Origin of the sequence: Arthrobacter sp. StoSoilB20, assembly GCF_019977295.1 — a bacterium.
GTDB lineage: Bacteria > Actinomycetota > Actinomycetes > Actinomycetales > Micrococcaceae > Arthrobacter > Arthrobacter nicotinovorans_A.
The window spans coordinates 2,559,332-2,571,790 of the sequence record NZ_AP024651.1 but is presented as its reverse complement, the minus strand read 5'-3'; the positions used below and the strand labels follow the sequence as shown (position 1 = coordinate 2,571,790).

11 protein-coding genes are annotated in these 12,459 nt (G+C 62.8%); 1 reads left to right on the top strand and 10 read right to left on the bottom strand.

Annotation, left to right across the window (positions count from 1 at the left end):
- Positions 1-101: 101 nt before the first annotated feature.
- The 9 genes from pafA to LDN85_RS11520 form a co-directional block, all read right to left on the bottom strand.
- A complete protein-coding gene (pafA, locus tag LDN85_RS11560; RefSeq protein WP_026540705.1) occupies positions 102-1,466 on the bottom strand; it encodes a Pup--protein ligase in 1,365 nt (454 codons plus the stop codon).
- A 1-nt stretch (position 1,467) separates the two neighbouring features.
- On the bottom strand, positions 1,468-2,175 hold the full coding sequence (prcA, locus tag LDN85_RS11555; protein WP_026540704.1) for a proteasome subunit alpha: 708 nt from the start codon (positions 2,173-2,175) through the stop codon (positions 1,468-1,470).
- Position 2,176: 1 nt separating this feature from the next.
- The gene (prcB, locus tag LDN85_RS11550) at positions 2,177-2,986 is read right to left on the bottom strand and encodes a proteasome subunit beta (RefSeq protein ID WP_026540703.1); all 810 of its coding nucleotides are present in this window, start codon (positions 2,984-2,986) and stop codon (positions 2,177-2,179) included.
- Between the two features lie 81 nt (positions 2,987-3,067).
- Positions 3,068-3,271: a ubiquitin-like protein Pup gene (locus LDN85_RS11545; RefSeq protein WP_026540702.1), complete on the bottom strand. Its 204-nt coding sequence runs from the start codon at positions 3,269-3,271 to the stop codon at positions 3,068-3,070.
- Between the two features lie 119 nt (positions 3,272-3,390).
- Positions 3,391-5,064, bottom strand: a complete 1,674-nt coding sequence (gene dop, locus LDN85_RS11540; protein ID WP_223943153.1) for a depupylase/deamidase Dop — start codon at positions 5,062-5,064, stop codon at positions 3,391-3,393.
- On the bottom strand, positions 5,061-6,869 hold the full coding sequence (gene arc, locus LDN85_RS11535; RefSeq protein ID WP_223943152.1) for a proteasome ATPase: 1,809 nt from the start codon (positions 6,867-6,869) through the stop codon (positions 5,061-5,063). Before arc ends, dop begins: the two co-directional genes overlap by 4 nt.
- Before the next feature lie 97 nt (positions 6,870-6,966).
- Positions 6,967-8,061, bottom strand: a complete 1,095-nt coding sequence (locus tag LDN85_RS11530; protein ID WP_223943151.1) for a tRNA (adenine-N1)-methyltransferase — start codon at positions 8,059-8,061, stop codon at positions 6,967-6,969.
- Positions 8,062-8,177: 116 nt separating this feature from the next.
- Positions 8,178-9,341, bottom strand: a complete 1,164-nt coding sequence (locus LDN85_RS11525; RefSeq protein ID WP_223943150.1) for a site-2 protease family protein — start codon at positions 9,339-9,341, stop codon at positions 8,178-8,180.
- Positions 9,342-10,154 carry an HAD family phosphatase gene (locus tag LDN85_RS11520; RefSeq protein WP_223943149.1) on the bottom strand — a complete coding sequence of 271 codons (813 nt, stop codon included), beginning with the start codon at positions 10,152-10,154 and terminating at the stop codon, positions 9,342-9,344. It lies immediately after the preceding gene.
- Between the two features lie 30 nt (positions 10,155-10,184).
- Between LDN85_RS11520 and LDN85_RS11515 the strand changes: the two genes are divergently transcribed.
- The gene (locus tag LDN85_RS11515; RefSeq protein ID WP_026540696.1) at positions 10,185-11,090 is read left to right on the top strand and encodes a PAC2 family protein; all 906 of its coding nucleotides are present in this window, start codon (positions 10,185-10,187) and stop codon (positions 11,088-11,090) included.
- A gap of 82 nt (positions 11,091-11,172) precedes the next feature.
- On the opposite strand, the gene mshC is transcribed toward LDN85_RS11515, so the two are convergent.
- Positions 11,173-12,450, bottom strand: coding sequence for a cysteine--1-D-myo-inosityl 2-amino-2-deoxy-alpha-D-glucopyranoside ligase (gene mshC, locus LDN85_RS11510; RefSeq protein ID WP_223943148.1), 1,278 nt, complete (start codon positions 12,448-12,450; stop codon positions 11,173-11,175).
- Positions 12,451-12,459 lie beyond the last annotated feature (9 nt).

Below are 12,459 nucleotides of genomic sequence, written 5' to 3'. Positions count from 1 at the left end.
TTTCGTCGGGGCAAGGGAAGCTCGGAAAGGCACATTGCGCCTCCAAGCAGGTTGGGTCCCGGGAAGAGACCACTATCCAGAATAGCCCGTGAAGCTGGGAGTCAGCTCATAGAGTCCAGCAGCGCATCCACCCGCTCATCGACGCTGCGGAAAGGGTCTTTGCAAAGGATTGTCTGGTGGGCCCGGTCGTTGAGCTTCAAATGGACCCAGTCGACGGTGTAGTCGCGGCCAAGTTCCTGTGCCCGGCGGACAAAATCTCCCCGCAGCTTCGCCCTCGTGGTCTGCGGAGGTGCATCCACGGCATCCTTGACATCTGTTTCCGTCACCAGCCGGCGTGCGGCGCCCCGAGCCTGCAGAAGGAAGAAGAGTCCCCGCTGCCGGGAAATATCGTGGTAAGTGAGGTCGAGCTGGGCAATTCGCGGCGAATCCAGGCTGAGGTCGTGACGACGCATGTACCCGTCCATCAACTTCTTCTTGATAGCCCAGTCCACCTCGGTATCAATGGTGGACGTGTCACCGCTGTCGATCGCGTCCAAGGTGCGCTTCCACAGGTCCAGGATCAGCGGCACGTGGGCATTGTGCGCCCCGTTGGTGGCCACAAACTCAGTGACCTTGCCCAGATACTCGCGCTGGATGTCGAGGGCGGTCAGCTGCCTGCCGTTGGCAAGCCTGACCAGCGCACGGCCGGTCAGGTCGTGGGAGATTTCACGGATGCTCCGGATGGGGTTCTCCATCCGCATGTCGCGCATGATCACCCCGGACTCGATCATGCGGAGGATCAGGTCCACGGTTCCCACCTTGAGCAGCGCCGTGGTTTCGGACATGTTGCTGTCGCCCACAATGACGTGGAGGCGGCGGTAGAACTCCGCGTCCGCATGCGGCTCATCCCGGGTGTTGATGATGGGCCGGGACCGGGTGGTGGCTGAAGATACGCCTTCCCAGATGTGGTCGGCGCGCTGGGAGAACGCAAAGGTGGCGCCGTGGGGTGTTTTGAGGACCTTGCCTGCTCCCGCGATCAACTGCCGGGTCACCAGGAAGGGAATGAGGATCTCGGCCAGACGGGAAAACTCGCCGCGGCGCGGGATCAGGTAGTTCTCGTGGCTGCCGTAGGAGTTCCCTGCGGAGTCGGTGTTGTTCTTGAACAGGTACACAGTTCCGTTGAAGCCCTCGGCCGCCAGCCTTGCCTGCGCCTCGTCCACGAGGTCGTCCAGGATCAGTTCGCCGGCCCTGTCGTGGGCAATCAACTGGGCGAGGTCGTCGCACTCAGCAGTGGCATACTCCGGATGTGAGCCCACATCCAGGTAAAGGCGGGAGCCGTTGGTCAGGAACACGTTCGATGACCTGCCCCAGCTCACTACCTTCCGGAACAGGTAGCGGGCAACTTCCTCCGGAGCCAGCGGCCGTGAATCCGGGCTCGAATAGGAGATGCCGAATTCGGTCTCGATGCCAAATATTCTCTTATCCATCTCAAGACTCCTCTGTGAGCAACCGGGTCATGTCCTCCGGCAACAGCCTGCGGAACGCCCTCCGGGAGCCGCGGTGGCTTTCGGAGGCACGGTACAGGACCGCAGCTTCGACGGCGGTGGACGGAAGGGCGTCAGCGTCCTTGTCCGTGGAAAGGGCACGCAGGGCCAAACGCATGGCTCCGGCAAGGCTGAGGTCGGGCTCCCACGCACCGCTGACGACGTCGGAAATTTGATCGGCAAGACCGCCCATGACCACGAAGCCGTTCTCATCGGCGATGGAACCGTCAAAGGTCAACCGGTAAAGATGGTCCTGCTCCTGCGCCAAACCCACCTCGGCCACAGCGAGTTCCACTTCAAACGGCTTCTGTTCGGCGGTGAATACAGCTCCCAAACTCTGGGCGTAAACACTCGCCAGGCCGCGGGCGGTGACGTCTTCCCGGTCGTAGGAGTAACCCCTGACATCGGCGTACCGCACGCCGGCCTGCCGAAGGCTCTCGAACTCGTTGTACTTACCCACCGCGGCAAACGCGATTTTGTCGTAGATCTCACCAATCTTGTGCAGTGATGGCGAGGGATTCTCTGCGATGAGCGCAATGCCGTCAGCGCAACTGATCACCACTACCGAGCGGCCCCGTGCGATGCCTTTCCGTGCGAAATCCGCACGGTCCTTCATGAGTTGCTCAGGTGAAACATAGAACTGCTGGGTCATCTCAGGCCTCCCGTCCAGCGATGGCGCGGGATTCGACAATCTCCCCCGCTATGGCGGCCAGATCCCGTTCCGGAACCCTGCGGTTTCCGGCACGGTTGACGGTGTAGACCACAGGCCAGAGTTGGCGGACAGGATCAGGCCCGCCAGTAGCTGAGTCGTCGTCGGCGGCGTCGTACAGGGCCTCGACGGCCACAGCTACGGCCGCTTCTTCGGAAAGGTTTGGCTTCCACAACTTCTTCAGCGCTCCACGGGCAAACACTGAACCTGAACCCACGGAGTGGTGTTCCTGCTCTTCGTAGCGGCCACCCGTGACGTCATAGGAGAACAGCCTGCCGACCCCTGAGACCTGGTCAAAACCTGCAAACAATGGAATGACCGCCATCCCCTGCATGGCCATGGGCAGGTTTCCCCGGATCATGGCACCGAGGCGGTTGGCCTTGCCTACGAGGCTAAGCAACGTGCCCTCGATTTTCTCGTAGTGCTCCAGTTCAACTTGGAAAAGCCGGGTGATGTCAATGGCAAGACCAGCTGTTCCGGCAATTCCCAGGACGGAGTACTCATCCGCCGGGAACACCTTTTCGATATGCCTGCTTGCGATGATGTTGCCCATGGTGGCACGACGATCCCCCGCCATCAGCACACCGCCGGCATAAGTCAAAGCGACGATCGTGGTGGCATGCGGAGAGGCAGGTATGGTCCCGGCCGGCAAGGATTGGTTGAACGGCAGGAGTTCGGGGCGCGAGCGTTGGAGATGCTCCGTGAAAGAAGATGTTGCCTGGTTGGCCAGGGGGCCGGTTGACGGGTCCTGCATTGCTGCACTCCTTCGACTCTGCGTTCCGATGCCCGGCGGCCTCACGCCTGCCGGGCAGTACATCCTGTAGCGGGGGTCCTGTTACTGGCCACCCTTTTGGACAAACGCCCTGACGAACTCTTCAGCGTTCGACTCAAGAACGCCGTCGATTTCGTCGAGGAGGTCATCCACGCCTTGGGTCGCATCCGACGCCTGGGCCGCTGGTGCCGCGGGCGGGGCCTCGGGGACATCCACCTCGGTTTCGGTGTCCCTGGACTGCGGTTGTTGCTGCTCCTGTGCTGCCATTTTCTTTCTCCCTACTGTCAGTCTCCTGATGGTGGAGACTTCCTACTGCCATATTGCCACGCTGCGGGCTGCTGCGTATGGCTTTGACCAGGCCAGGATCCTCCCGTGGCGGGGCGTCCTCAACTCCTCGCCGGCGGAGTATTCCGGCCCATTAATTCGGACAGGAATGCGCCGGCTTCATGGTGCCGCTCAAACAGGGCACCGGTCAGTGCCTCAGTGCCACGCAGGGGTTCACGCGTGGGGACCCTTTGCAGCTTGCCCAGGCCCGGAACATCAAAAATGACCGAGTCCCAACTTGCCCCCACCACGTCCTTGGCGAACTTGGAAACACACCGGCCACGGAAGTAGGCGCGGGTGTCCGACGGCGGTTCGGTGACCGCCCGGGCGATGTCGGCGTCGTCGACGATCCGCATCATGCGGTCCTTGGACAGCAGCCTGTAGTAGAGGCCCTTCTCCGGCCGGATGTCAGACCACTGGAGATCCACCAAGCCCAGGCGGGCGTCGTTCCACGCCAGTCCGTCGCGGTTCCGGTATCCCTCCAGAAGCGATTTCTTGGCTACCCACTCCACGGAGGAAGCGGCCGCACCAAGATCAGTGCCCAGCGTTGTCAGGGTCGATTCCCAGCGTGCAAGGACGTCGTGGGTGTGGCCGTCTCCCGTGACGGAATCCGCCACTCCCGTTTCCTGGGAAAGTTTCGCGGCTGCCTCGTAGTACATCCATTGGATGTCCAGTGCTGTGACCCTGCGGCCATCGAGCAACCTGACTGTGGCTGCCAGAGTGGTGTCGTGGCTGATGGCCTGAAGCGCCTGCACAGGCTCGTGAACCTCAATTTTAGGAGCCTGGCCTGCCTCCACGAGGCTAAGGACCATAGCCGTGGTACCGAACTTGAGGTAGTTGGAGGCCTGGCTGAGGTTGGCGTCGCCAATGATGACGTGGAGCCGCCGGTACTTGTCGGCTGTCGCGTGCGGCTCATCGCGGGTGTTGATGATCGGGCGCCGGATGGTGGTTTCCAGGCCCACTTCCGCCTCGAAGAAGTCGGCCCTCTGGCTGATCTGGTAACCGGGGGTGGAACTGTCTTGCCCCAGTCCAACCCGTCCGGCCCCGCAGACCACCTGGCGGGAGACAAAGAACGGAGTCAGGCCACGGATGATGTCGCCGAAAGGCACCGAACGCGGCATGAGGTAGTTCTCATGTGAACCATAGGACACAGACTTGTTGTCCGTGTTGTTCTTGTAGAGGTTGATGGGAGGCAGGCCGGCATCAGCTGCCACTTTGCGCACGGTGGCCAAGGCAACCAGATCCCCTGCGGCATCCCAAGCCACAGCGTCACGCGGGTTGGTGACCTCAGGGCTGGAGTACTCAGGGTGCGCGTGGTCCACGTAAAGGCGTGCCCCGTTACCAAGGACCATGTTCATCAAGAGGGAACCGGACTCGTCCGCACCATCGAGTTCCAACTCCTGGCGGCCATAGGCCAACGCGACGGCCTCGGCGTCGAGCACTGGTGGCTGGTCCGTGAGTTGGCTGGGGTCCGCGGCAGCCCTGTCCAGGGTCCAGCCACGGGCGTCGTGCAAAGGTTCTTCGTCCGTATAGTCCCAGCGCGTTTCGGCGCCGCCGGCAGCCCGTTGCCGGGTAACCGTGGCGTACGCCTGAATGATCCTGGCGGACATCATGGTGGCGTTCGCCCCGGGGGCGGACGGTGCATGGATGCCGTATTCAGTTTCCGAGCCCATGACGCGCATGGCACCGCCGGCGGGCAACTTCTCAGCAGGCGTGCCGTCCGGTCTTGCCGTCATAGGTACTGGCCCGTGTTGGGGGTGGTTTCAATGGACTTGCCCGGTTCCTGTCCTGCCTTGCCTTGGACGATGGTGCGGATGTAGGTGATCCGTTCGCCCTTCTTGCCCGAGATCCGTGCCCAGTCGTCCGGATTGGTGGTGTTGGGCATGTCCTCGTGCTCGCGGAACTCATCCACCACTGCCCGCAGCAAGTGCTCGATCCGGAGCCCCTTCTGGTTGTTGGTCAGGAGGTCCTTGATGGCGTACTTCTTGGCACGGTCCACCACGTTCTGCACTACGGCCCCGGAGTTGAAGTCCTTGAAGTAGAGCATCTCCGTGTCGCCGTTTGCGTACGTGACCTCAAGGTACTCATTGGACTTTTCGGTGGAGTACATGGCTTCCACCGTGCGCTGGACCATGGCGTCGACGGTGGCTTGCACGTCTCCGCCGTACTCGGCCAGGTCCTGGGCATGGAATGGCAGGTCGGTAGTGATGTACTTGCCGAAGATGTCCGCTGCGGCCTCGGCATCGGGGCGCTGGATCTTGACCTTTACGTCCAGGCGGCCCGGCCGGAGGATGGCGGGATCGATCATGTCTTCACGGTTGGAGGCGCCAATGACAATGACGTTGTCCAAGCGCTCAACGCCATCGATCTCGCTGAGCAGCTGGGGAACAATGGTGGTTTCGACGTCGGAGGAAACGCCGGTGCCGCGGGTGCGGAACAGCGAATCCATCTCATCAAAGAAGACCACCACGGGGCTGCCGTCGGACGCCTTTTCCCGTGCGCGGGAGAAGATCAGCCGGATGTGGCGCTCTGTCTCGCCTACGTACTTATCCAGCAGCTCCGGGCCCTTGATGTTCAGGAAGTAACTCTTCAGGTCGGTATTGCCGGCGCGCTCTGCAGCGCGTGCAGCGAGCGAGTTGGCCACAGCTTTGGCAATAAGTGTCTTGCCGCAGCCCGGAGGGCCGTAAAGCAGGATACCCTTGGGTGCTTTCAGGCCATGCTCCCGGTAGAGGTCCGGATGAAGGAACGGCAATTCCACGGCGTCGCGGATCTGTTCAATCTGCGGGCCCAGGCCGCCGATGTCCTGGTACGTGATGTCCGGTACCTCTTCGAGGACGAGGTTCTCCACCTCTGCCCGAGGCACCTTTTCCAACGCGTAGCCGGTCCGTGAATCCAGGGAGAGGGCATCCCCGACTTTCAGGTGGACACTCTGCAGGGCCCCCGAGAGCCGGACCACACGTTCTTCATCGGCGCGGCCTACCACCAGGGCGCGGTCCTTGCCGAGCATTTCCTTCAGCGTCACCAGCTCGCCGGCGCGTTCGTAGCCAAGGCCCGCCACCACCAGCAGGGCCTCGTTCAGGAGGACCTCCTGCCCAACGGCAAGCTGGTTCACGTTCACCAGCGGGCTGACGCCCACCCGCATCTTCCGGCCGGCGTTGAAGATGTCCACGGACTCCTCCGTGGCGGCCTGGCTGGAACTGCCGGCTGTCGGCTGCTTCCGCGGATTGATCTGCACCACGGTCCCGAAACTGTAAGGCGGCTGGCCCTCTTGCTCCAGTGCACCCTTCAAACGGAGGATCTCGGCCTTCGCCGCCTCCAGCATGCTCACAAGCTTGCTGTTGTTCTGGGTCGCGGCTGCCAGCTGGCGGTCAATGTGGCGAAGCTTGTCCCGGAGGATATTGATCTGCCGTTCGGCAACAGTCAGATCGCTCGAGGGCTCGGGCGGTTGGACAGCGGCAAGCCTCCGGCTTGCTGCTTCTTCCGCTGCGGCGTGTGCTTCTTCCGGCGTCGGCCGTCCAAGGTCGTTGTTTGACGTATCCACGATTCATCAGCCCCTTCCTGCGCTTAAGAAGACCTTAGTCCCGAAAAGCTCAGGGTGCTGGGTGACATCCGGAATGCGAACCCTATTGTGACCTTCGTCAGTTTGTGACTGCGGGATCATCCTGGACGTTGGTCCCGGCGATGGCGTCGCGCGCGGCCCGGCGGAGTTTCTTGTCCGAAACGGACCTCTCCCCCACAGCGGCCGGTGTCCATGCGTTGAGGTCCTCTTCGCTGAACTCGGTCTTGGACGGGCGGCGCTTGACGGAAATTCCGGTCACGCCCTCGGCAAGCCGGCGGGTCACCAGGAGGAAGCCTGTGTGGGCCACCATGCGGTGGTCCGGCCGGACCGCCAGGCCTTCGAGGTGCCAACCGCGCACCATCGACTCCCATGCGTCAGGCTCGGTAAAGCGTCCATCAGCGCGGATGGCTTCCGCTGTGCGGGACAACTGGGTGACGGTTGCCACATAGTTGATCCAGACGCCGCCGGGAGCCAGGACCGTAGCCACGGCATCAAGGCACTCCCATGGAGCCAACATGTCCAGGACCACGCGGTCCACGGAGCCGGGGGCCTCGGCCTTGACCACTTCTTCCTGGAAGTCACCCAAGGAAATCTGCCACGCAGGGTGCGGTCCACCGAAGATGGTCTCCACGTTGCCGCGGGCGATGTCCGCGAATTCTTCACGACGCTCAAAGGAATGGAGGTAGCCGTTGTCGCCGACTGCCCGCAGGAGCGAGATGGAGAGGGCGCCGGAGCCGACGCCGGCTTCGACTACGCGTGCGCCCGGGAAGATGTCAGCCATGGTGACGATCTGGGCGGCGTCCTTCGGGTAGACCACTGCGGCGCCCCGGGGCATGGACAAGACGAAGTCCGAGAGCAGGGGCCGGAGGGTCTGGTACTGCTGGCCAACGTTGTTGCTGACCACGGAACCATCGACCTTGCCGATGATTTCGTCATGGTTGACGAAGCCCCGGTGGGTATGGAAGGCACCGCCCACTTCGAGGGAGATGGTGTTCATGCGGCCACGTTCGTCAGTGAGCTGGACACGCTCGCCTACGCGGAAAGGCCCGCGCCGACGTGCGGCACCCGTGGGCTGCGGGGCCTGGCCGGGGACTGCCTGGCTGGCGGCTGCCTGGTCGGCGGTTGCCTCGTCGTTGCCTGCGTTGGCTTCGGGGGCGGCGGTTTCGCTGCTCATGTACTGTTCCTCGCTCCTGTACGGCCGGGCCGCAACATCATGCTGGCGGTTGGGCGCCAAAAATTCACTGGGTTCTTCGGTAAAACCGCCGGCATGCAACTCTACCGGCAAGGATGTCAGGCGCGCCCGCTGCGGCGGGCTTCCTTACCTGTAATGGCTGTCACTACTGCCTGCTGGCGCAGAAGGCCGGTGACGATTCCGTTGTGGTCCACCACAGCGTATTCGCCGCCCTCCAGCCGTGCCAAGTACTGGATCAGTTCCTGGCCCTTGGACCATTCCGGGACATATGCGCCGGCGCCCAGGGCATGGGCCACTGCGGTGACGGGCGTCGTCGTCGTTGATTGGGGAGGAACTGCCGCCGCTGCGCCGAAGTCGACAACGCCCTGCGGTTTGCCATCAGGTCCGCAAATTACGACGGCGGGACTTCCGGCCGGTGATATGTCCAGGACGTCGGCCACGGTGGCCGAGTTCGGCACGCCGACGGCGCGCTCCGCCAGGCCCGCAGCACTTACAAGGTAGAGGCGGCTGCGGAGCTTCGCGTGATGGATGGAGCTTGAGGCGCCCATCCACAGGAAACCGCAGACGAGGACGGTAACGACGAGGATATTGAGGTTGGGCCAGTCCCCAATGATCATGGGGCGGCCGATGAACCACATCAGTAGCGCAACGACAATGACCCGGCCAGACCAGCCGGCAGCGATCGTGCCTTTGTCCTGGCTCCCCGTGGCTTTCCAGACAGCAGATTCCACCAAACGGCCCCCATCGAGGGGCATGCCAGGAAGAACATTGAAGATGCCGATCAGGAGATTGGCCCACATCAAGAGGTCGGCCAGAGTTCCCGGTACGCCTTGAAGCGGGGTTACAGCGTCAACGGCCCAAATAACTCCGGCCACCACGAAGTTCGAGGCCGGGCCTGCCAGCGCGACGACAACAGACTTGCCCGGTGAAGAGGTGAAGTTCTCGAACTGTGTGTGGCCGCCCCAAAGGTTCAGCACGATCTTCTCTGTTGGCCAGTTAAAGGCCTTGGCACTGAGCGCGTGGGCAAGTTCATGGATCAAGACCGATATGGCGAGCAGCAATGCAACGGCAAATCCGACGAGGTATGCCCAGTTGCCAAGATAGGGCAAGAAGTCCATAAGGAAGGGGCCATAGAAGATGACGGTGATGGCTGCAATGACGAACCATGAGTAAGCCAGGTAGACGGGAATCCCTGCGATCTTCCCGAGGGGGATGCCGTCTTTCTTGGTGGTTGCATGGTTCGGTGTGGCGGAGCTGGTCACCTAGTTGGCCCCTTCAAGCTGGTTTGCTGCAGCGAAACGGTCTTCGACGAGTTGCTGCAGATCAGCTGGGGTCCGTCCCACCAGGGTGTCCCAGGCAACCATGCGGGAATCCTCCGGCAGCGGCACCTGGTGCGGAATGCCGACGGTGACAACACCGGAGGCGATCGCCGCGGTGGCACCCGGAACGGAATCCTCGAGTGCGACGCAGTGGTGGATCGTCAGGTCCGGATCATCAAGGCGCAGGCGTTCCACGGCCGTGAGGTAGGCCTCAGGGTGCGGTTTTCCATTGGCAACGGTATCGCCGGTAACCATGAACTCGAAGTAGGGCTTGGAAAGGCTCTCCACCACCACGCCGGCCAACGGGCCTTCTGACATGGTCACCAAGGCGCAGCGAATACCGTCCTGGTGGAGATCATCGAGCAGTTCACGGGCCCCGGGCCGCCAAGGAACCTCTTTGCGAACCTGCGCGATCACCTGTGCGCTCAAAGTATCCACGATCTCACGGGCCTCAAGCTCGACGCCGGCGGCCTGAAGGACAGCAGCGGAGTGAAGCAGGGACTGTCCCACCAATTGCATGGCCTGCTGGTGGGACCAGCTTCCGCCATGGGACTCCACCAGCCCACGCTCGGCTGCGATCCAATAGGGTTCGGTATCGACCAGTGTGCCATCCATATCCCAGAGCACGGCTTTGAGGAGGGGCTGGCTGGGTAACGAATGCATGGTTTCAAGTCTACGTGGAACCTGGCGGACGCCCGCGCGTGCATTGCGCTGTGGGCGAATAAGGGACACGCACCGGTGCCCAATGCCATGCATCCACGAGGGTCTTGGACGTAGGGTGAGTGGATGAACAGTGTGGACGGGACACCCGAAGGACAGGACATCACCGCGGAGCCCGAGCGTTTCCTCAAGGAACCTGCGGAAGGCCAGCGCGTCACTGTAATGCTTGCCGCCTTTGAGGGCTGGAACGATGCAGGCGAGGCCGCAAGTGATGCGCTGCACTACTTGAACAAACTGTGGGACGGCAAGAAGGTCGGCACAGTGGACGCCGAGGAATATTACGACTTCCAGTTCACCCGGCCCACCGTGCGGCGCACATCCTCCGGAGCGCGCAAGGTCAAATGGCCATCGACCCGGATCTACAAAGCAGCCGTACCGGACAGCAACGTGGATGTCGTGTTCGTCCTGGGTACCGAGCCTTCCTACCGATGGCGTGCCTACACCACTGAACTGCTGGTTCATGCCGAAGCGCTCAAGGTTGATTCGGTCATCCTGATTGGCGCGCTGCTCGCAGATGTTCCCCATAGCCGCCCGATCCCGGTCAGTACCACCACCGAGGACAGTTCCCTGCGGGAACGGCTGAACCTTGAGGCCTCGCAATATGAAGGGCCGGTGGGCATCGTAGGTGTGCTCGCTGAGTTTGCCATGCTGGCCGGACTTCCCACCGTTTCCCTCTGGGCGGCGGTCCCCCACTACGTGGCCCAGCCGCCGTCGCCAAAAGCCCAGCTTGCCATCCTGCACAAGGTGGAGGACCTCCTGCAGGTCCCCCTGGACAGCCAGGCCCTTGCCGAGGAATCGGAAGCCTGGGAGCGCGGCGTGGACGAACTTGCTACCGAAGACCCGGAGATCGCCGCTTACGTGCGGCAGTTGGAAGAAGCCAAGGACACCGCCGACCTCCCCGAAGCTTCCGGCGAATCCATTGCCCGGGAGTTCGAGAGGTACCTCAAGCGACGCGGCAAGGACCGCCCCTGAGGCGGCACGGACACAAGAACGGCAGCGGCCCCGCAGCATGGCGGTTTCTCGGGGCCGCTGCCGTTTGCTTGGGCTTGAGGGCTTAGAGTTCCACGCCCAGCAATGCGTTGATTGCGTCTGAGATCAGGGCACTGTCCTGTTCCGAAGCTGTGGCGTTGGCCCGGAGCGTGACCTCGGCCCACTCGTCGATCGCGGCAATGGCTCCCGGGGCGTTGAGGTCGTTGGCCAGCTCGCTGCGCATGGCGGTCACCAAAGGCCCTGCGGAACCTGCAGGGGCATGCCCGGCGGCATCACGCCACCGCGCCAGCCGCTTCTTCGCTGCGGCGAACTCTTCCTCGGTCCATGACCAGTCCGAGCGGTAATGGTTGGCCAGGATGGCCAGACGGATGGCTGCTGGTTCTTCACCGGCTGCGCGGAGCTTGGAGACAAGGACAAGGTTGCCCTTGGACTTGCTCATCTTTTCTCCGTCCAGGCCCACCATGCCCGCGTGGGAATAGTGCTGCGCCAACGGCACTCCGGACAGGGAGTAGGCGTGGCCGGCTCCCATTTCGTGGTGCGGGAAGACGAGGTCCGAGCCCCCACCTTGGACGGTGAAGGGTGCGGGGAGGTATTTCTGCGCGATGACCGTACATTCAATGTGCCAGCCAGGCCGTCCGTCTCCGAGCGTCGCGCCGGGCCAGCTGGGTTCACCGTCACGGGCGGCACGCCAGAGCAGCGGATCAAGTGCATGGCGTTTTCCGGGCCTTGCCGGGTCACCGCCGCGTTCGGCGAAGAGCGCCAGCATCTCTGCCTCACCGAGTCCGGAGACATCCCCCAGTGTCCAGGCGTCTGTTGCGTCCGAGCGCTTGCCGGCCATTTCGACGTCGTAATAGACATCGCCGTCAGGTTCGCCGTCGGTACCGGGCACCCGGTAGGCAACGCCGTCCGCAATAAGGCGCTCGATGGCCGGCACGATGTCCGGGATGGCCTCGACGGCGCCGATGTAGTGGTTCGGTGCCAGCACGTTCAGTGCGTCCATGTCGGTCTGGAACAGCTCGATCTGGCTCTGGGCCAATTCGCGCCAGTCCACGCCCGTGGCGGTGGCGCGCTCGAGCAGGGGGTCATCGATGTCCGTGACATTTTGGACGTAGGAGACGCGCAGGCCAGCGTCGCGCCAGGCCCGGTTCAGGAGGTCGAAGGCCACGTAGCTTGCTGCATGGCCCATATGGGTTGCGTCGTACGGCGTGATGCCGCAGACGTACATGGACTGTTCCGGTTGCCGCTCAACCTCCACTACACGGCCAAGGGCTGTGTCGAACAGGCGTAGTTGCGGCATGCTGCCGGGCAGCTCAGGAACAGGGCGGGAGGTCCACGATTTCACGACTCAACC